Genomic DNA, 22,603 nt, shown 5'->3' on the forward strand with positions numbered 1-22,603 from the left:
CGCATTCGTTCGTGCGCCAATCGTGGACAAAGCCTGGGTAGGTGACGGGGCGACTGGACCCCGGGGACTGCAAGAAGGGCGCTAGTTTAACAGGTGATGGTGTTTACCCCACCGGTGCCCGCAATGCCGCCAAGGGCGCATTCACCACATCGCCCAACCGTTCCGCCAGCGAATACCGCGCCATATACCGCCGGAAATGCGCCAGGAACGCTTCTTCGGCCGGCGCCAGACGGCGCTCCCTGTGCCACATCAGGTACAGGTCGATGTCGGCAACGCCCTCTTCTGGCGGCAGCCGCCACAAGCGCTGCTGCGCCAGATCGTCCGCCACGATGTGCTCCGGCAGGCAGCCGATCCCATAGCCCGCAAACACGAGCCGCTTGATCTCGTCCAGGCTCGGCGACGTGGCGACGATGCGGCCGGTGAATCCCTGCTGATCGCGGAACACCGCGAGCGGCGACAGCGCATCGCCCAATTGGTCGCTCATGAACGAGACAAAGTTTTCGCCGAGCAAGTCACTGATCGACAAGCCCGGCCGCCCGAACAACCGATGGTGCCGCCCGCAGAACACGGCGTAGCGCTGGCGCAGGAACAGTTGCCGCTCGAGCTTTTCGCTCGGCGTGCGGCACAGGCTGAGCCCAATGCCGGCGCGCTTTTGCGCGAGCGCATCGAGGATGTCCGTGCTGCGCATGACTTCCACCTGCAGATCCACGCGCGGGTGATGTCGGTGAAACGCCGCCAGGCATTCGTCGTACACGCCCGATTGGATGCGGCTGACGGTCAGCAGATGCAGCACGCCGCTCACATCGTCTTGCGGTTCGCCAAGCTCCGAGCCGAGCCGCGCGACATTGCCGTAGACGTCGGTGGCGATGCGCAATACGTCTTCGCCGACGCGCGTGAGGCGAAAGTGAGAGCCACGCCGCTCGATGAGCGTGTGGCCAAGCTGATCTTCGAGCCGCCGCAGCGCGAGGCTGACCGCCGGCTGCGTGATGTGCAGCCGCACCGCCGCACGGCTGATGCTGCGCTCGTGGACGATGGTGAGAAAGGTGCGCAGCAGGTTCCAGTCGAGCCGGTCGCTGACGAGGGCGGGATCAAGAGCGGACGGGTCCATGGCGGGGAATATGAGTCCAACTTATACAAACAATAAGTATTCAGAATTTGACTAATACCCGTCAACCGGCAATAAACACGCATCGTCGCCTTGAAGCGGCGGGCTAAAAAAACCAGTGAGGAGCTACACCATGCAACCGTCTCAACCCGGCGGGCGCCAGCCTGCGCGTGCGGCCACCGCCGCCTTTGTCGGCACCATGATCGAGTGGTACGACTTCTACATCTACGCCACCGCCGCTGCGCTCGTGTTCGGGCCGCTGTTCTTTCCGGGCGGCGATCCGTTCTTGAGCACGCTCGCTTCGTTCGGCACGTTTGCCGTCGGCTTCTTCGCGCGGCCGCTGGGCGGCATCGTGTTCGGCCACTGGGGCGACCGCATCGGCCGCAAGAAGGCGCTGATGATCACGCTCACGATGATGGGCCTGGCGACGATCGGCATCGGCCTGCTGCCGACGTATGCCACCGCCGGTGCGCTCGCGCCGGTGCTGCTGGTGCTGCTGCGTGTGGTGCAAGGCGTTGCCGTCGGCGGCGAATGGGGCGGCGCGGTGCTGATGGCAGGCGAACACGCGCCCAAGGGGCGTCGCACGTTCTTCGCGTCGTTCGCGCAGCTCGGCAGCCCGGCTGGGTTGATTCTCTCGCTACTGGCTTTCCGCCTCGTCACGTCGATGGAGAAAGACGTGTTCATGGACTGGGGCTGGCGTCTGCCGTTCCTTGCAAGCGCGGTGCTTCTGCTCGTGGGCGTGGCGATTCGCCTGGGTGTGAACGAGTCGCCCGAGTTTGCGCAAGTGCAGGCGCAGCGCAAGACGGCCAAGCTGCCGATCGCCGAAGTCTGGCGCACGGCGCGCGTGCCGGTGCTGCTGTGCATTGGCGCCAACACCATCGGCATTGCCGGCGTGTACTTCACCAACACGTTCATGATCGCGTACACGACGCAGTATCTGTCGCTGTCGAAAACGCTGATTCTCGATTGCCTCTTCGTGGTGGCGTTCATCCAGTTTCTCGCGCAGCCGCTGGCGGCATGGCTGGCGGAAAAGCTTGGCGGCGCACGCTTCCTCAAGCTGATGGCGTTGATGGCGATGGCATCGCCCTACCCGATGTTCCTGCTGGTGCAGACGCGCCAGGCTCCGCTGATGGTGCTGGGGATTGCGCTGGCCGTGGTGTGCATGGCGAGCTTCTATTCGGTGATCGCGGGCTTCGTGTCGGGTGTGTTCGAGACGCGCGTGCGGTACTCGGCGATCTCGCTGTCATACCAAGTCTGCGGCGCGGTGGCGGGCGGGCTGACGCCGCTGGTCGGCACCATCCTCGCGCAGCGCTTCCATGGCGAATGGTGGCCGCTGGCGGTGTTCTACACGCTGCTCGCCGGTATCTCGCTGCTGTGTATCGCGGCCATCGATGGGCGCCAACGCGGTCGCGCAACGGCCGGCGACACCGTCAGCGCATAACGGTTTTCCCCACCCTGTTTCACCCATGCTGACGTTCTTTCATCCTGAACAGCTTCTGCACCATCCGCAGAGCTACTACTCGCGCGGCAAGATGCGCACGCCGCAGGAAGTGCCCGAGCGCGCGCTGAATTTGCTGCAGACGGCGCGCGATCTCGGCTTCACCATTGCGCGGCCCGAAGACCACGGCATTGCGCCGCTCACCGCCGTGCACGGCGAGCCCTATCTGCGCTTTCTGCAGGACGCCCATGCCGAGTGGCAACGCCTGCCCGAAGACTGGGGCGATGAGGTCATGTCCAACATCTTCGTGCGCGAGCCGAATGCGCTGCGCGGCGTGCTGGCCCAGGCCGCGCGCTATCTGGCAGACGGCAGTTGCCCCGTCGGCGAGAACACGTGGCGATCGGCGTATTGGTCGGCGCAAAGCGCGGCGGCCGGCGCACAGGCCATCCTCAATGGCGAGCGCATGGCCTACGCACTCTGCCGCCCGCCGGGCCATCATGCGCGCCGCGAAGCAGCCGGCGGCTTCTGCTACCTGAACAACGCCGCCGTTGCCGCGCAGGCGCTGCGGCGCAAATTCAAGCGCGTCGCCATCCTCGACACCGACATGCATCACGGTCAGGGCATCCAGGAAATTTTCTACGACCGTGCCGACGTGCTGTACGTCTCCATTCATGGCGATCCAACCAACTTCTATCCGGTGGTTGCCGGCTTTGACGACGAGTGCGGCATGGGCGACGGCCTCGGGCTGAATGTGAACCTGCCGATGCCGCACCGCTCGCCCGAATCGGTGTTCTTCGACAAGCTCGGCGATGCGATTGCCGCACTGGAACGCTTTCAGCCCGACGCGCTGGTGCTGTCGCTCGGCTTCGACATCTATCGCGAAGATCCGCAATCGCAGGTGGACGTTTCGACACAGGGCTTCGGCCGACTTGGCCGGGCCGTCGGTGCGATCGGCCTGCCGACGCTGGTCGTCCAGGAAGGCGGCTATCACCTCTCCACCCTTGCACAAAACGCTGCCGCATTCTTCGGCGGCCTGAAGACGCCCCATCAGCCGGCAGGCTGATGCCGGTACCCGGCGCAAACCTCCCTTTAGGCTTTTGGATGTTTGCGCCCACTCACCTCTGAGCCCCGGCGTTTTATACGCTGCCGGGGCAACCTCCTCCTCTCTAGAGGCGTTGCTCGAATTGGGCACTTGGCGTTTTCAAACGTCTGTTCCTAACATGCCCGGGCAACCCCATACACACGTTTGAATCGTACGTTCGAGCGCTGCACCGCAGCAATCGAACCCGATATCAGGCCTAAAAAAACGAGGTAGGAGACATGGGACGTCCTGGAGCAGGAGACACCAAGGGCCGCATTCTGGAAGCCACCGAACTGCTGTTCATCGAGTTCGGCTACGAGGCGATGTCGTTGCGGCAGATCACGGCGCGCGCCAAGGTCAATCTGGCAGCGGTCAACTATCACTTCGGCAGCAAGGAAGCGTTGATGCAGTCGGTGCTGGGCCGGCGGCTCGACCCGCTCAACACGCGCCGGCTGGCGTTGCTGACCGCGTGCGAAGAACGCTGGACGAAGGAACAGCTCACTTGCGACCACGTGCTCGGCGCGCTGTTTGTGCCGGCGCTGCAGATGGCGCGCAACCCCGACACCGGAGGCCCCGCGTTCCTGCGGTTGATGGGGCGCGTGTATTCCGACACCTCGCCGTTCGTGCAGAACTATCTGCTCGGCCACTACGCGCTGGTGTTCGATCGCTTCTTCGAAGCCTTCTCGCGTGCGCTGCCGCACCTGCCGCGCGCTGAACTCGGCTGGCGCCTGCACTTTGCGCTCAAGGCGCTTGCCGGCGTGCTGGCCGGCGACGACCTCAACAACCTGCTGCCGCTGTTCACGCAGGGCAAGACGATGAACGATGCCTCGCTGCTGGCCCGCCTGACGGCGCTGGTGGTGGCCACGCTCAACGCCCCGCTGCCCGGCGAGGCCGGCGCGCTCGACCAGGTGGTCGAATTGGCCGAAGCGCAGGTACCCACGCCCGTAGCCCTGGCCGACGATGCGCCCAGCGGCAACGACAGCGGTAACGGCGGTTCCGGTCGCCACGCCGGGCACGGCAATGGCCGCAGCACCGAACGCAGCGCGACGCCCAGCGCCGCGTCGCCTTTTGCCGGCGACCTGTTCGGCCGCACACCCGCACGCGCCAGCGCCGACGATGCCGCAGACGAGCACGACGATCTGGGTGCCGACGAGCACGACGATTCTCATGGCGACGACGGCGACGGCCGAGCCCCCACCGCGCGCACCCGGGCATTGGCGATTCGCCGGAGCAACGCAGCACGCGCCATCTTCCCGGCCAACCCGATGCGCCCCTGGCGCAGCCCCAACGCCTGACAACGCAGGCGCCGCGCAGCGCTCCCGTGTGCAGGCACGGGAGTCGCTCCGGCATTCGGCAGGTGCCGCCGCATGTTCGAGACATCCGGCACATCAACGCATCGAATGGAGACCCTCATGACGACGATCTGGATCGTCCTGCTTTGCATCGGCGGGCTTGCCCTCGCCAGCACGGAAGCCTCGGCATTCGCCTGGCTGGTTGCAACGGCTGTTTGGCTCGTCGCGGGTGCCTGGCTGGGCCTCGTGGGGCCGGTAATGACCACGGTGCTCGCCATCGTCTTTGTGCTGCCCGCGCTGGTGCTGGCGCTCAAGCCGCTGCGCCGGGCGATCATCACGCGCCCCGTGCTGGCGATGTTCCGCAAGATCATGCCGGAGATGTCGCAAACGGAGCGCGACGCCATTGAAGCGGGCACGGTCTGGTGGGATGCGGAGCTGTTCTCGGGCCGGCCCAATTGGTCGCGGCTGCTGTCTTCGCCGCCGCCGCGGCTGTCGGCGGAAGAGCAATCCTTCCTCGACGTCGAAACCGAAAAACTCTGCGACCTTGCCAACGATTGGGAAAGCACGCAGATCTGGCAGGACCTGTCGCCCGAGGCTTGGGACTATGCGAAGCGCGCCGGCTTCCTGGGCATGATCATCCCGAAGGAATACGGCGGCAAAGGGTTCTCGGCATACGCGCATTCGCAGGTCATCATGAAGCTGTCGACGCGCTGCTCGGCTGCAGCCGTGTCGGTCATGGTGCCCAACTCGCTCGGGCCGGCCGAGCTGCTGCTGCACTACGGCACCGAAGCGCAGAAGAACCATTACCTGCCGCGCCTCGCACGCGGTGAAGAAATCCCCTGCTTTGCGCTGACCAACGCGTATGCCGGCTCCGACGCCGCCGCCATTCCCGATGTGGGCGTGGTCTGCCGCGGCATGCACGAAGGCCGCGAGACGCTCGGCTTTCGCGTGACATGGAGCAAGCGCTACATCACGCTCGGCCCCATCGCCACGGTGCTGGGGCTGGCGTTTCGCGCAGTCGATCCGGATGGCTTGCTCGGTGGCGACAAGGAGCCCGGCATTACCTGCGCGCTCATCCCGACGAAGCATCCGGGCGTGAACATCGGCCGCCGCCATTGGCCGCTCAATGCGGTGTTCCAGAACGGCCCGAACTCCGGCAAGGACGTGTTCATCCCCATCGACTGGGTGATCGGCGGCCAGGCGCAGGTCGGCCGCGGCTGGCGCATGCTGATGGAATGTCTGGCAGCGGGGCGGGCGATTTCGCTGCCCTCGTCCAACGTGGGCATGGCCAAGCTGGCCGTGCGCAGCACCGGCGCCTATGCCGCCGTGCGACGCCAGTTCCGTACGCCCATCGGCAAGTTCGAAGGGATCCAGGAAGCGCTGGGCCGCATGGGCGGCAACCTGTACATGATGGATGCGGCGCGGCGTTTGTCTGCGCTGGCCGTGGACCTGGGCGAGAAACCTTCGGTCATCTCCGCCATTGCCAAGTACCACGTCACCGAACGTGCGCGCGATGTGGTCACCGATGCGATGGACATCGTCGGCGGCAAGGGCATCTGCATGGGCCCGAACAACTTCCTGGCGCGCGCGTATCAGCAGGTGCCGATCGCCATCACGGTGGAAGGCGCGAACATCATGACGCGCTGCCTGATCATCTTCGGGCAGGGCGTGATCCGCTGCCATCCGTATGTGCTGCGCGAGATGACGGCCGCGCAAGGCACGGATTCACCCGAGACGCTGCGCGCGTTCGACACCGCGCTGTTCGGCCACGGCGCGTTCATCGCGGGCAACCTCGTGCGTGCCTTCCTGCATGCGGTCACCGGCGGGCGCATGGGAAGCGCGCCGGGCAACGCCGCACCCGAAATGCAGCGCTATTACCGCGCCGTGAACCGCTTCTCGACGGCGCTGGCACTGCTGTCGGATGTGTCGATGTTCACGCTGGGCGGCACGCTCAAGCGCCGCGAAAGCATCACCGGGCGGCTGGGCGACATCCTCTCGCAGATGTACCTGATTTCGTCCACGCTCAAACGCTTTGAAGATGAAGGCCGCCCTGCAGAGGACGCGCCGCTCGTGCATTGGTCCGTGCAGGACGCGCTGGTGAAGGCGCACGATGCGCTCGACGGCGTGCTGGCCAACTTCCCGAACGCGGGCATCGCGGCGCTGCTGCGCGCGCTGATCTTCCCGTTCGGTACGCCGTATCGCAAGCCGTCCGATGCGCTGGCCGCGCAGGTGGCCGAGCTGATGCAGACACCGGGCGCCGTGCGCGATCGCCTGCTGGCCGACTCGTACTGCCCGACGCCCGAGGTCGACCCGATCGCCTATGGCGAAGCGGCCTTCCGCCTGCAGCCGGCTGTGGATGCAATCGAGCAACGCTTGAAACCGGCCATCCGCGCAGGCAAGCTGCCGCCCGTGCCGCAAAGCTTGCCCGACTTCGAAGCCTGGACGGCGCAAGCGGTGGCACAACACCTCATCGACGAAACCGAACGCAAGCAGCTGTGCGACTACGCGCGCTACGGCGAACACGCGGTCGCCGTGGATGATTTCCCGCCCGACTTCAACCTGATGGCCGACCTGCAGCGCCGCAAGGATGCGCTCGATGCCCTGCAGGCCGCCGAGCGCCGCGCGGCCTGAAGGTCCGGGCCTGACCAACGACAACAACAACGATGCAAGACAAGTACCTCGATTTCGTCGGCTCCGGTTTCGGCAAGTGGCTGTCGGCCAACCTCGGCCTGCCGCAGCCCGTGCCGTTGCGCCGTTATGTGCCCGGCGAACCGGAATTTGTCGGGCCGTTCCTGGTGGGCGCGGCGCCGGGCGGCTCCATGCGCGAGACGCTCGCCGCGCTGTTTGCCGAGACGGGCGTCCCCACGCGCTTTCATGAAAGCGATCCGGAATGGCTTGGCGCCGCCAACCGGCACGGGCAGATCACGGGCCGGTTTGTCGCTCCCACCGGCAAAGAAGGCGAGGCGTTCGATCGCATTGGCGGCATCGTCTTCGATGCCACGGGCATTGCATCCGTCGACGGCCTCGACGCGCTGTATCACGTGTTCCACGATGGCGTCCGGGCCATCGGCCGTTGCGGGCGCGTGGTCGTGATCGGCCGTCCGCCGGAGGGCTGCAAGACGCCCGAGGCGGCGATCGCGCAGCGCGCGCTGGAAGGACTGACGCGGTCGCTCGGCAAGGAAGTCCGGCGCGGCTGCACGGCGCAACTCGTCTACGTGGCCGAGGGCGCGGAAAACGTCGCCGCATCGACGCTGCGCTTTCTGCTGTCGGCACGCTCGGCGTATGTCTCGGGGCAGGTGGTGCGCGTGCATCGGGCGCCAGCGGTTTCGGTGGACTGGCAGAAGCCGCTGGCCGGGCGCACCGCGCTGGTGACCGGCGCCTCGCGCGGCATCGGCGCGGCCATTGCGCATGTGCTGGCGCGTGACGGTGCCCGCGTGCTGTGCCTGGATGTGCCCGCCGCGCAGGAAGCACTGAACGCGGTCGCGCAGGAAATCGGCGGTGAGGCCATGGCCTACGACATTGCCGCGCCCGAGACGCCCGCTATGCTCGCGCAGCAACTTGCTGCCTTGGGCGGCATCGACATCCTCGTGCACAACGCCGGCATCACGCGCGACAAGACCATCGCCCGCATGACCGAACCCGCGTGGCGCAGCGTGCTCGATATCAACCTCGCCGCGCAGTTGCGCATCAACGACGCGCTGCTTGCCGCCCATGCGCTGCTTGCGGGGGGCGCCATCGTGTGCGTGTCGTCCATCAGTGGCATTGCGGGCAACCTCGGGCAGACCAACTACGCGACGTCCAAGGCCGGCGTGATCGGGCTCGTGCAAGCAGGCGCGCCGCTGCTGGCCGAGCGCGGCATCACCCTCAACGCCGTTGCGCCGGGCTTTATCGAGACGCAGATGACCGCGGCCGTGCCGTTTGCCATCCGCGAAGCCGGCCGCCGCATGAATGCGATGAGCCAGGGCGGCCAGCCCGTCGACGTGGCCGAGACGATCGCCTGGTTCGCCAACCCAGCATCGAATGGCGTGACGGGCAACATCGTTCGCGTGTGCGGGCAAAGCCTGCTCGGAGCCTGAGACGACCATGCGCACGTTGGCCCTGTCCTGTCCGATGACCGCGACCCAGACGCTGGTGACCGAGCCGCCCTCGCCAGGGGCGCTGGCTTGGCGCGCGCTGCTGTCGCAACGCAAAGGCAGGCGCGGCGGCCCGCTCCCGCGCCACACCCTGGTGCGGCAGGAAGTGCCGCTCGAAGCGGAACACATCGCCCAGTACGCGGCGGTGTGCGGGTTCTCGCCCGCGCATGGCGTACCGATGACGTATCCGCACCTGCTCGGCTTTCCGCTGCAGCTCATGCTGATGACGGAATCGGCGTTTCCCTATCCCGTGATCGGCCTGGTCCATCTGTGCAACACGATCCGCCAACATCAACGTTTGCAGGCCGGCGAGCGCGTGCGTGTGGAAGTGCGCCCGCGCCGGCTGTTCCAGCATGCGCGCGGGCAGGCGTTCGCCATCGAAACCGCGATCGTCAAGGCCGGCGCGGTGGTGTGGGAATCGCTGTCGACCTATCTGCGCGTGGGCGTGCCGTCTCCGCAGGGGGCGCCGTTGATCGCGCTGCCCGGTGCGCACAACCTGTCGCCCGATGGCCGCTGGGATGTGCCCGCCGATACCGGCCGACGCTACGCCGGCGTGTCGGGCGACTGGAACCCCATCCACGTGTCCGGCATCGGCGCGAAGCTGTTCGGCTTTGCGCATCCCATCGCCCACGGCATGTGGACGAAGGCGCGTGCGTTGGCCGCGCTGCTGCCCGCCGCACCGCTCACGCAAGGCGAAGTGGTGGCCGAATTCAAGACGCCGCTGTCGCTGCCCGGGGCGGCGACGCTGTGGCAGGCCCACGAGTCCTCACCCGGCCGCGCATTTGAAGTGCGCAACGCCGCGGGCGACAAACCCTATCTGCGCGGCATGCTGACGCTGCCGCAGGCACAACAAGAAAACACGGGAGACTGAATTCATGCTCGTCAACGCGCAGCTGCGCCGCGTCGCCATCCTCGGCGGTAACCGCATTCCGTTTGCCCGCTCGAACACGGCCTACGCCACGGCGTCGAACCAGCAGATGCTGACCGCCGCGCTGCAGGGCCTGATCGACCGCTTCAACCTGCACGGCCAGCGCCTGGACGAAGTCGTGGCCGGCGCCGTCATCAAGCATGCGCGCGATTTCAACCTGACGCGCGAAACGGTGCTCTCCACCACGCTCGCCAAGCAGACGCCCGCATACGACATCCAGCAGGCATGCGGCACGGGGCTGGAAGCCGCCATCCTCGTCGCCAACAAGATCGCGCTGGGGCAGATCGACGTGGGCATTGCCGGCGGCACGGATACCACCTCCGATGCGCCCGTCGGCCTGAACGAGAAGATGCGCAAGATCCTGCTGGAGGCCAACCGCGCCAAGTCCACCGGCGCGCGTGTCAAGGCGCTGGCCGGCCTGCGGCCGTCGATGTTCGTGCGCCCGCTGCTGCCGCGCAACAGCGAGCCGCGCACCGGCCTGTCGATGGGCGAACACTGCGAGCTGATGGCCAAGCGTTGGGGCATCCGTCGCGAAGATCAGGACGCGCTGGCCCTGCGCAGCCATCACAACCTCACGGCCGCCTACGAGCGCGGCTTCTTCACCGACCTGATGACCGCCCACCTGGGGCTCGATCGCGACAACAACCTGCGCAGCAACCTGACCCTCGAGCAACTGGCGAAGCTGCAGCCGGTCTTCGATCGCAGCGCAGCCGGCACCATGACGGCCGGCAACTCCACGCCGCTCACGGACGGCGCATCGTGCGTGCTGCTCGCCAGCGAAGACTGGGCCCGCGCGCACAACCTGCCCGTCCTCGCCTACATGACCTGCGCGGATACGGCTGCCGTCGATTTCTTCAGCGGCACGCCCGAGCAAAACGAAGGGCTGCTGATGGCGCCGGCCTATGCCGTCTCGCGCATGCTGCAACGCGCGGGGCTCACGCTGCAGGACTTCGACTACTACGAGATCCACGAAGCCTTTGCCGCACAAGTGCTGTGCACGCTGGCGGCGTGGGAATCGCCGGAATACTGCCGCGAGAAGCTCGGCCGCAGCGCCCCGATGGGCAGCATCGACCGCAGCAAGCTGAACGTGAATGGCAGCTCGCTTGGCACGGGCCATCCGTTTGCCGCCACCGGCGGACGCATTGTCGCGACGCTGGCCAAGATGCTGGCGCAGCGCGGCAGCGGGCGCGGTCTGGTGTCGATCTGCGCGGCAGGCGGCCAAGGTGTGGTCGCCATCCTGGAGCGCCCCGAAAACATGTCGCATTGAACCGACGGGCCTACGGGAACGGCCCGCTCATCCAACCCGCGCGGCACATAACAAAACCACGCCGCGTCTTTCATGGACGGAGACACCATGAACACCGTTGCCGACCGCAGCAATCTGACCGATCGCATCTGGCTGAAGTCATACCCCGAAGGCGTGCCCGCCGAAATCAACCCCGACCGCTATCACTCGCTGGTCGAGGTGTTTCGCGAATCGGTGGAGAAGTACCGCACCCGCGTCGCCTACGTGAGTGTCGGCACCGAAATGACGTACGGCGAGTGCGAGCGCCAAGCCAAGCAGTTTGCGGCGTGGCTGCAGTCGCGCGGCGTGAAGAAGGGCGACCGTGTGGCGATCATGCTGCCCAACAGCCTGCAGTACCCCGTGTGCCTGTTCGGCACGCTGCTGGCCGGTGCCATCGTCGTCAACGTCAACCCGCTGTATACGGTGCCGGAACTGGCGCACCAGCTGCGCGATTCCGGCGCACAAACGATCGTCGTGCTGGAAAACTTCGCGCGCACGCTGGAGCAGGCTTTGCCCGGCAGCCATGTGCGCAACATCGTCATCACCGGCATCGGCGACCTGATGGGCGGTGCGCTCAACCTCAAGGGCCGCGCGCTGAACTTCGTGATGCGCCACGTGCAGAAGCAGGTGCCGCCGTACAAGCTGCCCTCGCCGGTCTGGTTGCGCAATGCGCTGGCCGCGGGCGCCTCACGCGCGCTGCAGCCCGTGCAGCTGGCGCCGGAAGACATCGCCTTCCTCCAATACACCGGCGGCACCACGGGCGTGGCCAAGGGCGCGATGCTCACGCACCGCAACATCATCGCCAACCTGCTGCAGGCGGAGGAGTGGTCCAAGAGCATGCTCAACGGCGGCGTGGAAACCAACGTCACGCTGCTGCCGCTGTATCACATCTTCTCGCTTACAGTGAACCTGCTGATGTTCATGACGCTGGGCGGGCGCAATATCCTGATCGCCAATCCGCGCGACACCAAGCGCGTGATCTTCATCCTGCGCAACGAGCGTTTCTCGGGTATTGCCGGCGTCAACACGCTGTTCAATGCGCTGCTGGAAGATCCGGACTTCGCCAAGCGCGATTTCTCGGCCATGAAGATCACCATTGGTGGCGGCATGGCGGTGCAGCGGGCGATTGCGCAGCGCTGGAAAGACGTCACGGGCCACACCATCGTTGAAGGCTACGGGCTGACGGAATGCTCGCCTGTCGTGTCGATGAACCCGCCGCACGTGACCGAATTCAGCGGCACGATCGGGCTGCCCGCGCCTTCCACGGAAGTGCGCTTCAAGCGCGACGACGGCACCATCGCGCCGCTGGGCGAACCCGGCGAACTGCAGGTGCGTGGGCCGCAAGTCATGCGCGGCTACTGGCAGCGACCCGATGAAACCGCCAAATCCATCGACGCCGAAGGGTGGTTCTCCACCGGTGATATTGGCGTGATGGATGCCAACGGCTACATCCGCCTGATCGACCGCAAGAAAGACATGATCCTGGTCTCGGGTTTCAACGTGTACCCGAACGAGATCGAAGACGTGGTGGCGCTGCATCCTGAGGTGCTGGAGGTCGCAGCCATTGGCGTGCCCGATCCGGTGGCGGGCGAGCGCGTGAAGATCATCGTGGTGCCGCGCACCGGCGCGCTGACGGAGCCCGCGCTGCTCGAACACTGCCGCGCTCATCTGACCGGCTACAAGATGCCGCGCATCGTCGAGTTCCGCCACGAAGAACTGCCCAAGTCGACGGTGGGCAAGATCCTGCGCCGCGAGTTGCGCGACGCCGATCCGGACATCAAGCGCGCCCGCGCGCAAGCGCAGCAATAACGCCAACACCGGAGAACTGTATGCAGTTGCGTACCCTCGCCCTGGCCACGGTGCTGGCCGGCGCCGCACGCGCCTGGGCTCAGCCAGCCGCGCCGGATGCTTCTGCGTCTGCCGCGGCCGCACCGACCGCCGCATCGGCCACCGCATCGCAATCGGCAGCCATCGGCAGCTTTGCCGCCATGGACATCGCCAGGCAGACGGCTTGGCTCGCCAGCCAGGTCAACGCCAACGCGTTTGCGGCCTGGTCCGACGAAGACGTCCTGGCCATGGCGCAGGCCATGAAACCCGAAACGCTGGTGCGCTGGCTCAAGGCCGAAGTGGCCAAGCTGCCTGAGTATGAATACCGCATGCGCCGCCAGGAACGCGTGAAAGACCAGTGGCAAAGCCAGCCGGCGCTCATGCTGATCCGCTACCGCAACGCACCTCGCCAGGTCTACGCGCGCTGGCTCAAGGGCGGTGCGCACGCCGGCCAGGAGATCATCTACGACGAAACCGTACGCAAAGACGAGATGTACGGCCACCTTGGCGGGCTTGTCGGTTTCGTGGCGATCTGGAGTGCGCTGGATGGCTCGCTGGCCAAATCGCAGTCGAACCACACGGCGCGCGAGCTTGGGCTGCAGTTCATCGTCGACTCGGTCGAGCGCGACGGACGCGCCCACGTGGCAGCCGGCGGCAGCGGCAAGTTCAACGAAGCCAAGATGGTGACCGAAGACGGCGAGCGCATGCTGCGGCTAACCTGGGATGCGCCGAGCGGTCCGCCCACGTTCTACGCCAAGCGCGTACGCCTGTATTTCGACCTGAAAAACCCGTGGGTGCGCATTGAAGAAGCGTGGGACGAATCGGGCAATCAGCTCGAGAAAATCGTCATTGAAAGCGTGACGCGCAAGACCTGGAACGACCAGACTTTCAACCCTAAGAATCCGGAATACAAATTTTAGAGTGCCGCCCGTAGACCGTTGTGGGCCAAGGCTCCGCCGACCGGTGGAGAGTATGAAACGAGACTAGGGGAAACCCCTTGTTGCGTGCGTACACGCTAGAGGAAAACTTCGGTCATCGCAGCGCAACCGAACAAAAGCGCTGCGTTATGCTGCCGAAACACAAATCGCCACACCAAGGCGTGATAACAATCCAATCCAGAGAGACAACCACATGAACCGCACTGCCCGCCGCTTTGCTGCAGCCCTTGCCTGCGCTGCCGCCAGCACCCTTGCTGCCCCCCTCGCCCAAGCCCAATCCACCGCAGAGGCCAACGTGGCCGCAAGCGCCAGCAGCGGCAGTAGCACCGGCGGCGGTGGCGGCTTCAGCGGCTTCATGGACAACTACGTCTGGGGCCGCAACGTCATGGCAGTGGGCTGGTTCTACATCCGCCCGATGGATTCCGCCACGCCGCTGACGACCACCACCAGCGCGCTCGGCCTTGGCACCTATCAGTCGCCAGGAACTGACGTGAAAGTCAGTAACGCGAATACGCTGTCGCTCACGTTCACGCACTTCTTTAACGACAACATCGCCGGCACGTTCGTGGGTGGTGTTCCGCCCAAATTCAACCTGTATGGCAGCGGTAATGTGATCGCCCCAGTGCCGGTGGTCGGGCCGCTGACGCTCATCAACCTGGGCCTGCCGCAAAACAACCCGGTTGCCACCGTGCGTGAATGGAGCCCGGCGATCGTCGCGCAGTACTACTTCGGCACCAAGGAAAGCAAGCTGCGCCCGTTCCTCGGCGCTGGCGTCAGCTACAACTTCTTCACCAATCTGCGCCTAAACTCGAACTTCGTGAACGCGCTGCAAAACCTGGGGCAGGTGCTGCAGCTCGGCATGGGACAAGTGCCGACGGGCCCGGCCAAGGTGACGGCGGAGACCTCCAGCTCGTGGACGCCCGTCGCCAACGTGGGCGTGTCGTATGAGTTCGCCAAGAACTGGACCGCCATCGGCACGGTGTCGTACCTGCCGCTGAAGACGACCTCCACCATCACGATCCGCAGTCAGCAAGGCCAGGTGCTGGCAGTCAACAAGACCGACATCAAGGTCGACCCGATCGTGTTCGGGCTGGCTGTGGGTTACAAGTTCTAAGCCGCTGAATTGCTCCATCGCAAAACGCCACCTTCGGGTGGCGTTTTTCATTGGGGCGCGACCCGATATCATGGCGGACTGTTACGCGTCGATTTGCGCGCCGATTTCCCGACTCCTTGCCCCGCACCCACCTCACATCCATGAGCCAGCCTTCCATCGCCATCGTCGGAGCCGGCATTGCCGGCGTTGCCTGTGCCAACGCGCTTGCCGCTGAAGGCATTGCCACCACGGTCTACGAACGTGCCGGCGGTGTCGGGGGGCGGCTGGCCACCACGGTGCTGCCCGAGTCGGCGCCGGCATATGCGTTCGACCACGGTGCGCAGTCGTTCAACGTGCGCAGCGAGGCCTTCCGCCGCGCAGTGGATGCTGCTGGGCGCCAGGGCTCGGTGCTGCCCTGGCCGGCGCGCTGGGGCCATCGCACGGCCGACGCCCTGCAAGCTGATTCGCGTGACGAAGCCCGCTACGTCGGCCTGCCGGGTATGGGCGCGCTGGTGCGCAGCCTGGCGGCGCCGCTGGATGTGCGCTTCGGCCACGCCGTCACGCGTGTTGCGCACGATGGCCGGCGCTGGACGATCGAGCGCAACGGCACGGACACCGCGCACGCCGACATCATCGCCCTGGCCCTGCCCGCGCCCGAATTGCCGGCGCTGTTTCATGGCGCTACACCGATATCGCTGCAGGAGACCATCGCCCCGGTGCACTACGCCCCGTGCTGGGCGCTCATGATGGGCTTTGCGCAACCGCTCGGCTTGCCGTATGACGGCATCCGCATCGACGACGACATGCTGGCCTGGGCCGCCCGCGATAACACCAAGCCGGGCCGCGTCATGGTCGATGAATCCTGGGTGGTACATGCGTCACCGGGCTGGTCGGCTGCGCATGCCCACGACACGCCGGAACAGGTGCTGCATGCCATGCACGCCCGCTTTGCCGAAGCCTTCCCCGGTACGCCGGAGCCCGACCTGATGGCCGCGCACCTGTGGCCGCACGCGCTGGTCGAGCAGTCTGCCGGCATGCCCTGCCACTGGGACGCCGCCGCTCGCCTGGGCGCCTGCGGCGATTGGTGCGAAGGCCCCCGCGTGGAAGCCGCGTTCCTGAGCGGCGTCGCACTGGCCGCCAAGATTGCCGAAGCGCTATAAGAGTTCGGCCCGGAACGCTACAATATCGGGTTGTCTCGTGTTTCGTGTGCCGGGTCGCTCACCCGGCTGTGGCTTTCTCCTGACGACGCCATGCGCACCCGACGCCAAGTCCTCGCCCTCGCCTTTGCTGCCGTTGCTGCAGCGTCGGCGCCGTTGCTGTCTCATGCGCAGGTGCTGCGCAACATTCCGGCGACGGCCCCGGCGGCCCAATTGACCGTCAATTCGGCCAATACCGGCACGCTGAGTACCGGCAGCACCGGCATCGTCCGCATCCTGCTGCTGGGCTTCGGAAGCAGCAGCGCCGATATCCGCTTTGCTCCGGGCGTGCGGATCCTGTCACTGGATGGGCGGCTGCTGCCGCCGGGTTCGGTGGTCGGCCAGACGTTCAAGGTGCGCTATCAGCTCGACCTGTATCAGCAGTTGCTGACAGCCTGGGTTGTCAGCGATGACGACTACAAGGCTGCGGTGGCCGCACAAAGTCAGGCGCAAGCGCAGTCCCGGTAGTCAGAACGCCCCACGAAGCACGTGCCCCCAGGTCAACCACTGTGAACGGCACATGAAAAAAGTCTTCATCAAAACCTACGGCTGCCAGATGAACGAGTACGACTCGGACAAGATGTCCGACGTGCTCAACGCGGCCGAAGGTCTCGTCCCCACCGACACGCCCGAAGACGCGGACGTGATCCTCTTCAACACCTGCTCCGTGCGCGAGAAGGCGCAGGAGAAAGTGTTCTCCGAACTCGGCCGCGTGAAGGCACTCAAGGCGCTCAAGCCGGACCTCGTGGTCGGCGTGGGCGGCTGCGTGGCCAGTCAGGAAGGCGCGTCCATCGTGGCGCGCGCTCCTTACGTGGATGTGGTCTTCGGCCCGCAGACGCTGCACCGCCTGCCCGACCTCATCGCAGCGCGCCGCCGCACGGGCCGTTCGCAGGTCGACGTGTCGTTCCCCGAGATCGAGAAGTTCGACCACCTGCCGCCCGCGCGCGTGGACGGCGCCAGCGCCTTCGTATCGATCATGGAAGGCTGCTCGAAATACTGCAGCTACTGCGTGGTGCCCTACACCCGCGGCGAAGAAGTCTCGCGCCCGTTCGACGACGTGCTGGCCGAAGTGGCCGGCCTGGCCGAACAGGGCGTGCGCGAAGTCACGCTGCTGGGCCAGAACGTCAACGCGTACATCGGCAAGATGGGCGATACGAGCGAGCGTGCGGATTTCGCGCTCCTGCTCGAATACGTGGCCGAGATTCCGGGCATCGAGCGCATCCGCTACACGACCAGCCACCCGAAGGAATTCTCCTCGCGCCTGATCGAGGCCTATGCCACCAACCCGAAGCTCGTCGACCACCTGCACCTGCCCGTGCAGCACGGCTCCGACCGCATCCTGATGGCGATGAAGCGCGGCTACACGGTGCTCGAATACAAGAGCAGCATCCGCAAGCTGCGCGCGATCCGGCCGAACATCTCGATCGCCACCGACTTCATCGTCGGCTTTCCGGGCGAGACCGATGCCGACTTCGCCAAGACGATGGACCTGATCCACGAGATCGGCTACGACACCTCGTTCAGCTTCATCTACAGCCCGCGCCCCGGCACGCCGGCGGCCAACCTGCCCGACGATACGCCGCAGGCCGTCAAGCTCGAACGCCTGAAACATTTGCAGGCGACCATCGAAGAGAACGTGGCACGCATCAGCCAGGGCATGGTCGGCAGCGTGCAACGCATTCTGGTGGAAGGCCCGTCGCGCAAGGATCCGACCGAACTGCACGGCCGCACCGAGAACAACCGCGTCGTCAACTTCGCGCTGCCCGATCTGCCGCAGGCGCGCCGCGACCAGCTGATCGGCCAGATGCTGGACGTGCGCATCGTGCACGCCTTCCCGCATTCGCTGCGTGGCGAAGTGGCGGAACAGCGCACGGCCAGCACGACTCACTGATCATCGACACAACCCGATTTGATGAAACCAACCATCGCAGAATTCACGGCGCCCAAGAACGACAACACGCGCCTGCAGAACCTGTGCGGTCCGCTGGACGAAAACCTGCGCCAGATCGAACAGGCGCTGGACGTGACCATCAACCGGCGCGGCAGCAAGTTCACCGTGCGCGGCGCCAACGCGCAGGGCGCGGCCAACGCATTGGAAACGTTCTACAACGCCGCGCGTGAGTCGCTGTCGGTGGACGACATCCAGCTCGGCCTGGTGGAAACCCGCCAGGTGGCCGCACACGGGGCCTACCTGCCGGAATCGAGCGCCGACGAGCCGGACGGCAATGATCTGTCGCCCGTGCTGCATACGCGGCGCACCGATCTGCATGGCCGCACGCCGATGCAGCGCGCGTATCTGCGCAACATCCTCTCGCACGACCTGTCGTTCGGCATCGGCCCCGCCGGCACGGGCAAGACGTATCTGGCCGTGGCCTGCGCCGTGGACGCGCTGGAGCGCGACGCCATCAAGCGCATCGTGCTGACGCGCCCGGCCGTGGAAGCCGGCGAACGCCTGGGCTTCCTGCCCGGCGATCTTGCGCAAAAGGTCGACCCGTACCTGCGTCCGCTGTACGACGCGCTGTACGACCTGCTCGGCTTCGACAAGACGCAGAAGATGTTCGAGCGCCAGATGATCGAGATCGCGCCGCTGGCCTACATGCGCGGGCGCACGCTCAATCACGCCTTCATCATCCTGGACGAAGCCCAGAACACCACGCCGGAACAGATGAAGATGTTCCTCACGCGCATCGGCTTCGGCTCCAAGGCGGTGATCACCGGCGACACCACGCAGATCGATCTGCCGCGCGGCCAGAAGAGCGGCCTGATCGAAGCGCAGCACGTGCTGCGTGACGTGCGCGGCGTGGCGATGACGCGCTTCACCAGCGTCGACGTGGTGCGGCACCCGCTGGTGGCGCGCATCGTCGAGGCCTATGACGAATTCCATGCCCAGCATAAAGATGCATAAGGACGCCTGAACGTGGCTAAAGCAAAAACCGATACCAAAGCAAAAACCAAAAAAACCCAGGCCGCGGCCGCAGAGTCGTTCGGCCCGCGCGTCGACGTGTTCGACGCCCAAGGCAAACCCAAGACGGTGGATGCAAGCGCCGTGCGCATCGCCTTTGCCGATGGCCGCAGCCTGATCCTCGGTCTGCCGAATACCGTAGATGGGCCGATCACGCTGGTTGCCGAACACGCCGACGCCGACATGCACGCCATGCTCTCGCTGCGCCCCGAGCACCACGACAGCATCACGTTGCGCATCGAAACCCAGCCCGCCGAGTTCGCCGACTCCACGGAAGAAGCCTTCGATGACGACACCGCCGGCGCCGAGATGCTCACGCTCGACCTGACGGTGCAGTACGGCGATGAACTCAAGGCTGCCGCTCGCAAGGCGCTGCCCAAAGAACGCGACATCGAGGGGTGGATCGCTCCCGCGCTGTTTGCGGATGCGCAGCTCAATGTGCGCTTTGTCGGCGAAGAAGAAGGCCGCACGCTCAACCGCACCTATCGCGGCAAGGACTACGCCACCAACGTGCTGACCTTCTCTTACGCAGAGAATGCGGAAGACCCGGTCTCGGCCGACATCGTGCTGTGCTGCCCGGTGATCGAAAAAGAGGCGAAGGAACAGAAGAAGCCGCTGCTCGCGCATTACGCGCATCTGATCGTGCACGGCGCGCTGCATGCCCAGGGCTACGACCACGAAGACCCGGCCGATGCGAAGGAAATGGAAGGCATCGAAACGCAAATCCTCGGCGACCTCGGTTTTGCCGATCCGTACGCAGATCGTTGAAGCGCAACGCACTTGCTGCTCAAACGCCGGCCTCGCGCCGGCGTTTTGCTTTTGCATGTTCCATTCGTGCAGCATGCTGTTTCAACGATGAATCAACCCGCATTGACGCAAAACCAGTCCTGACAACGGTTTGCGGGTTTCCCTCCGCCATTTGGCGCAGGCTCGCGCCGTTCGAATCGCTCACACACATCGCACGGGCCGTCCGCCATCCGGCACCCTCGCCGCTCTCCGTATGGTGCATGGGTTTTGCCGTAGCGATTCCTATCCTCCACGCATAAGCCGCCGCTCGAGCGGGCTCCACGAATTCGGCGCAAACGAGCGCCATCGGCCAACCCGCGCACAGACGGGCAAGGCCACCGCGGGGAGGTCATCATGCGTCAACGCTTCATGGACAGCATTCCGTGGGCCACGCTGCTCTTTGGCGTGGGTGTCGGCACGGCGCTCGCGGTCACGCCGCGCATTGCGCACGCTGATCACAAGCAATCGTGCTATGCGGGCATCGTCGTCGTATTCGACGGTGCGTGGCATCCGGGCGCGGTGGTCGGCTGCCGGACCGTCAACATCTCTGACAGCAACAACGTGGTGGGCGCCGAGGTGAACCTGATGATCGCGCAAGGCACCATCCGGCCGCGCGTGCAGGCAGTCGTCGGCAGCACGAGCGTGCAGGCGCTCATTGGCGGCGGCTACGACTTTGCGAGCAGCAAGGCGCTGGTGGGCGTCGGGGCCACAGGCGACCACTGGCTCGCCGGTGTCGACATGGAAATCGCCGGACGTTGGACAGCCTACGGCGGCGCAAGCACGTTGGGCCGGTATCACAGCAATTCGCGTCCCGCAGACCCGGCACCGGCATCGGCGGCAACAACACCGACGAGCAACAACGAGGTGCCGCCACCGAGCGGGAACAACACGCAGCCGTCCAAGCCCAGCCCGACACCGGCACCCGCACCCGGCGCGTCGCCCAGCCCCAGCCCCACGCCAGCACCGACACCGAGCCCTGGGCCCAGCCCGTCGCCGGCTCCATCGCCCAGCCCGACTCCAAGTCCAACGCCGACCCCCGCCCCGACGCCAACGCCAACGCCGAGCCCATCGCCCGTTCCATCGCCGTGCGGAAGCTGCCACGGAGGCGGTCACCATCACGGGCACCACCATGATCACGACCACGATCATGACCACGGCGGACACCACGGCGGCGATCACGACCACGGCGGTGACGGACACCACGGCGGCGACCACGACCACGGCGGTGACCACGATCATGGCGGCAATCACGACCACCGCGGAAGCGGCAACCACCGAGGCGACCACGACCGCGGCGGTGAGGGCGACCACGGAGACAACCACGATCGCGGCGACGAGTCAGGCGGGCACAGCCGGCATCATCGTCACGACGACGGCGACTGGCGCCAGAACGGCAATCACCCAGGCAACGAAGGCAGCAACGCGCACGGCAACGGCCAGCAACGCGGCGGCGAAGGCGGACACGACTGACCGCCTCCCCCTCGGCAGATCGTCCTCCTCAACGCGCCCGAACCCGGCCTCCAGATGTGAAATAGAAGCCACTTCCGGAGGCCGGGCGGCCACCCCCCGTCATCGGGACGGCAGGGCTTTTGGTGTATGCTGGCCCGATGTTTAACGACGCGCGACCGCGCCATGAATGATCCGTATCCCAGTCCGAAGCCAGCCGACAAACCCCGCTCGCTGCTGGAACGCCTGACCGACCTCATCTCGCCCGAGCCCGAATCGCGGGCCGAGCTGCTCGAAATCCTCCAAGACGCCCATGCGCGCAGCCTGATCGATGCCGACTCCCTGTCGATGATCGAAGGCGTCTTCCAGGTCTCAGACCTGTGTGCGCGCGACATCATGATCCCGCGCGCGCAGATGGATGCGCTGAACATCGCCGACGCGCCGTCAGAATTCATCCCGTTTGTGCAGGAAGCCGCGCATTCGCGCTTCCCCGTCTACGAAGGCAGCCGCGACAACATCATCGGCATCCTGCTCGCCAAGGATCTGCTGCGCTTCTACACCGACGAAGGCTTCGACGTGCGCGACATGCTGCGCCCGGCCGTGTTCATCCCCGAATCCAAGCGACTGAACGTGCTGTTGCGCGACTTCCGCGTCAACCGCAACCACATCGCCATCGTCGTTGACGAATACGGCGGCGTGGCGGGCCTCATCACCATCGAAGACGTGCTGGAGCAGATCGTCGGTGACATCGAGGACGAATACGACTTCGACCAGGAAGAAGACAACATCCTGCCGACCGCCGATGGCCACATGCGCGTGCGCGGGCTGACCGAAATCAGCCAGTTCAACGAAGCCTTCGGCACGCATTTCTCCGACGAAGACGTCGATACCGTGGGCGGGCTGCTGTCCAACCACCTGGGCCGCGTGCCGCACCGCGGCGAGAAGATCGTCATGGGCACCCTGCAATTCGACGTGCTGCGCGCCGATGCGCGCCAGGTGCAGGTGCTGCTCGTGCGCCGCCTCACCGCGTCGGCTGGCGGCAATGCCACGGCCGACACCTCTGGTTCTCACCCCGCCTGATCCCTCCGTGCCC

Annotated in this window: 18 protein-coding genes; 17 read left to right on the plus strand and 1 reads right to left on the minus strand. The window is 65.8% G+C overall.

Annotation, left to right across the window (positions count from 1 at the left end; genetic code table 11):
- Nucleotides 1–103 precede the first annotated feature (103 nt).
- Entirely contained in the window at nucleotides 104–1,108 is a 1,005-nt protein-coding gene (locus tag R2669_RS11115; RefSeq protein ID WP_316888522.1) for a LysR family transcriptional regulator, read from the minus strand.
- A gap of 130 nt (nucleotides 1,109–1,238) precedes the next feature.
- On the opposite strand from R2669_RS11115, the gene R2669_RS11120 reads away from it, so the two are divergent.
- The 17 genes from R2669_RS11120 to R2669_RS11200 all read left to right on the plus strand — a co-directional run bounded on the left by R2669_RS11120 (nucleotide 1,239) and on the right by R2669_RS11200 (nucleotide 22,590).
- Complete coding sequence (locus R2669_RS11120; RefSeq protein ID WP_316900127.1) at nucleotides 1,239–2,546, plus strand: MFS transporter; 1,308 nt, start codon at nucleotides 1,239–1,241, stop codon at nucleotides 2,544–2,546.
- A 25-nt stretch (nucleotides 2,547–2,571) separates the two neighbouring features.
- Nucleotides 2,572–3,606, plus strand: coding sequence for a histone deacetylase family protein (locus tag R2669_RS11125; RefSeq protein WP_316900129.1), 1,035 nt, complete (start codon nucleotides 2,572–2,574; stop codon nucleotides 3,604–3,606).
- A gap of 257 nt (nucleotides 3,607–3,863) precedes the next feature.
- Nucleotides 3,864–4,919 carry a TetR/AcrR family transcriptional regulator gene (locus R2669_RS11130; protein WP_316900131.1) on the plus strand — a complete coding sequence of 352 codons (1,056 nt, stop codon included), beginning with the start codon at nucleotides 3,864–3,866 and terminating at the stop codon, nucleotides 4,917–4,919.
- 117 nt (nucleotides 4,920–5,036) lie between these two features.
- Entirely contained in the window at nucleotides 5,037–7,547 is a 2,511-nt protein-coding gene (locus tag R2669_RS11135; RefSeq protein ID WP_316900133.1) for an acyl-CoA dehydrogenase, read from the plus strand.
- Nucleotides 7,548–7,579: 32 nt separating this feature from the next.
- Nucleotides 7,580–8,992, plus strand: coding sequence for a 3-oxoacyl-ACP reductase (locus R2669_RS11140; RefSeq protein WP_316900135.1), 1,413 nt, complete (start codon nucleotides 7,580–7,582; stop codon nucleotides 8,990–8,992).
- A 7-nt stretch (nucleotides 8,993–8,999) separates the two neighbouring features.
- Nucleotides 9,000–9,920, plus strand: coding sequence for a MaoC/PaaZ C-terminal domain-containing protein (locus R2669_RS11145; RefSeq protein ID WP_316900137.1), 921 nt, complete (start codon nucleotides 9,000–9,002; stop codon nucleotides 9,918–9,920).
- Between the two features lie 4 nt (nucleotides 9,921–9,924).
- Nucleotides 9,925–11,244 carry an acetyl-CoA C-acetyltransferase gene (locus tag R2669_RS11150; protein WP_102064544.1) on the plus strand — a complete coding sequence of 440 codons (1,320 nt, stop codon included), beginning with the start codon at nucleotides 9,925–9,927 and terminating at the stop codon, nucleotides 11,242–11,244.
- An 87-nt stretch (nucleotides 11,245–11,331) separates the two neighbouring features.
- On the plus strand, nucleotides 11,332–13,071 hold the full coding sequence (locus tag R2669_RS11155; RefSeq protein WP_316900140.1) for an AMP-binding protein: 1,740 nt from the start codon (nucleotides 11,332–11,334) through the stop codon (nucleotides 13,069–13,071).
- Nucleotides 13,072–13,091: 20 nt separating this feature from the next.
- Nucleotides 13,092–14,009 (plus strand): DUF1571 domain-containing protein, encoded by a 918-nt coding sequence (locus R2669_RS11160; protein WP_316900142.1) that lies wholly within the window; start codon nucleotides 13,092–13,094, stop codon nucleotides 14,007–14,009.
- A 211-nt stretch (nucleotides 14,010–14,220) separates the two neighbouring features.
- A complete protein-coding gene (locus R2669_RS11165; RefSeq protein ID WP_316883708.1) occupies nucleotides 14,221–15,141 on the plus strand; it encodes an OmpW/AlkL family protein in 921 nt (306 codons plus the stop codon).
- Nucleotides 15,142–15,281: 140 nt separating this feature from the next.
- The gene (locus R2669_RS11170) at nucleotides 15,282–16,280 is read left to right on the plus strand and encodes an NAD(P)/FAD-dependent oxidoreductase (protein ID WP_316888535.1); all 999 of its coding nucleotides are present in this window, start codon (nucleotides 15,282–15,284) and stop codon (nucleotides 16,278–16,280) included.
- A gap of 90 nt (nucleotides 16,281–16,370) precedes the next feature.
- A complete protein-coding gene (locus R2669_RS11175; protein WP_316900144.1) occupies nucleotides 16,371–16,784 on the plus strand; it encodes a hypothetical protein in 414 nt (137 codons plus the stop codon).
- Nucleotides 16,785–16,836: 52 nt separating this feature from the next.
- Nucleotides 16,837–18,207 (plus strand): tRNA (N6-isopentenyl adenosine(37)-C2)-methylthiotransferase MiaB, encoded by a 1,371-nt coding sequence (miaB, locus tag R2669_RS11180; protein ID WP_027678172.1) that lies wholly within the window; start codon nucleotides 16,837–16,839, stop codon nucleotides 18,205–18,207.
- A gap of 21 nt (nucleotides 18,208–18,228) precedes the next feature.
- A complete protein-coding gene (locus tag R2669_RS11185) occupies nucleotides 18,229–19,221 on the plus strand; it encodes a PhoH family protein (RefSeq protein WP_147214605.1) in 993 nt (330 codons plus the stop codon).
- A 12-nt stretch (nucleotides 19,222–19,233) separates the two neighbouring features.
- Nucleotides 19,234–20,046 (plus strand): rRNA maturation RNase YbeY, encoded by an 813-nt coding sequence (gene ybeY / locus R2669_RS11190; RefSeq protein WP_316900147.1) that lies wholly within the window; start codon nucleotides 19,234–19,236, stop codon nucleotides 20,044–20,046.
- Nucleotides 20,047–20,418: 372 nt separating this feature from the next.
- Nucleotides 20,419–21,534 carry a hypothetical protein gene (locus R2669_RS11195; RefSeq protein ID WP_316900149.1) on the plus strand — a complete coding sequence of 372 codons (1,116 nt, stop codon included), beginning with the start codon at nucleotides 20,419–20,421 and terminating at the stop codon, nucleotides 21,532–21,534.
- A 162-nt stretch (nucleotides 21,535–21,696) separates the two neighbouring features.
- Nucleotides 21,697–22,590, plus strand: coding sequence for a CorC family transporter (locus tag R2669_RS11200; protein WP_147214602.1), 894 nt, complete (start codon nucleotides 21,697–21,699; stop codon nucleotides 22,588–22,590).
- Nucleotides 22,591–22,603: the final 13 nt, after the last annotated feature.

Source organism: Ralstonia edaphi (assembly GCF_958350185.1).
GTDB classification, from domain to species: Bacteria; Pseudomonadota; Gammaproteobacteria; order Burkholderiales; family Burkholderiaceae; genus Ralstonia; species Ralstonia edaphi.

What these genes read in the sequence shown, in the direction of transcription:
- R2669_RS11115 (WP_316888522.1), bottom strand. Translation starts at nt 1,108, where the DNA reads ATGGACCCGTCCGCTCTTGATCCCGCCCTCGTCAGCGACCGGCTCGAC.
- R2669_RS11120 (WP_316900127.1), top strand. Translation starts at nt 1,239, where the DNA reads ATGCAACCGTCTCAACCCGGCGGGCGCCAGCCTGCGCGTGCGGCCACC.
- R2669_RS11125 (WP_316900129.1), top strand. Translation starts at nt 2,572, where the DNA reads ATGCTGACGTTCTTTCATCCTGAACAGCTTCTGCACCATCCGCAGAGC.
- R2669_RS11130 (WP_316900131.1), top strand. Translation starts at nt 3,864, where the DNA reads ATGGGACGTCCTGGAGCAGGAGACACCAAGGGCCGCATTCTGGAAGCC.
- R2669_RS11135 (WP_316900133.1), top strand. Translation starts at nt 5,037, where the DNA reads ATGACGACGATCTGGATCGTCCTGCTTTGCATCGGCGGGCTTGCCCTC.
- R2669_RS11140 (WP_316900135.1), top strand. Translation starts at nt 7,580, where the DNA reads ATGCAAGACAAGTACCTCGATTTCGTCGGCTCCGGTTTCGGCAAGTGG.
- R2669_RS11145 (WP_316900137.1), top strand. Translation starts at nt 9,000, where the DNA reads ATGCGCACGTTGGCCCTGTCCTGTCCGATGACCGCGACCCAGACGCTG.
- R2669_RS11150 (WP_102064544.1), top strand. Translation starts at nt 9,925, where the DNA reads ATGCTCGTCAACGCGCAGCTGCGCCGCGTCGCCATCCTCGGCGGTAAC.
- R2669_RS11155 (WP_316900140.1), top strand. Translation starts at nt 11,332, where the DNA reads ATGAACACCGTTGCCGACCGCAGCAATCTGACCGATCGCATCTGGCTG.
- R2669_RS11160 (WP_316900142.1), top strand. Translation starts at nt 13,092, where the DNA reads ATGCAGTTGCGTACCCTCGCCCTGGCCACGGTGCTGGCCGGCGCCGCA.
- R2669_RS11165 (WP_316883708.1), top strand. Translation starts at nt 14,221, where the DNA reads ATGAACCGCACTGCCCGCCGCTTTGCTGCAGCCCTTGCCTGCGCTGCC.
- R2669_RS11170 (WP_316888535.1), top strand. Translation starts at nt 15,282, where the DNA reads ATGAGCCAGCCTTCCATCGCCATCGTCGGAGCCGGCATTGCCGGCGTT.
- R2669_RS11175 (WP_316900144.1), top strand. Translation starts at nt 16,371, where the DNA reads ATGCGCACCCGACGCCAAGTCCTCGCCCTCGCCTTTGCTGCCGTTGCT.
- miaB (WP_027678172.1), top strand. Translation starts at nt 16,837, where the DNA reads ATGAAAAAAGTCTTCATCAAAACCTACGGCTGCCAGATGAACGAGTAC.
- R2669_RS11185 (WP_147214605.1), top strand. Translation starts at nt 18,229, where the DNA reads ATGAAACCAACCATCGCAGAATTCACGGCGCCCAAGAACGACAACACG.
- R2669_RS11195 (WP_316900149.1), top strand. Translation starts at nt 20,419, where the DNA reads ATGCGTCAACGCTTCATGGACAGCATTCCGTGGGCCACGCTGCTCTTT.
- R2669_RS11200 (WP_147214602.1), top strand. Translation starts at nt 21,697, where the DNA reads ATGAATGATCCGTATCCCAGTCCGAAGCCAGCCGACAAACCCCGCTCG.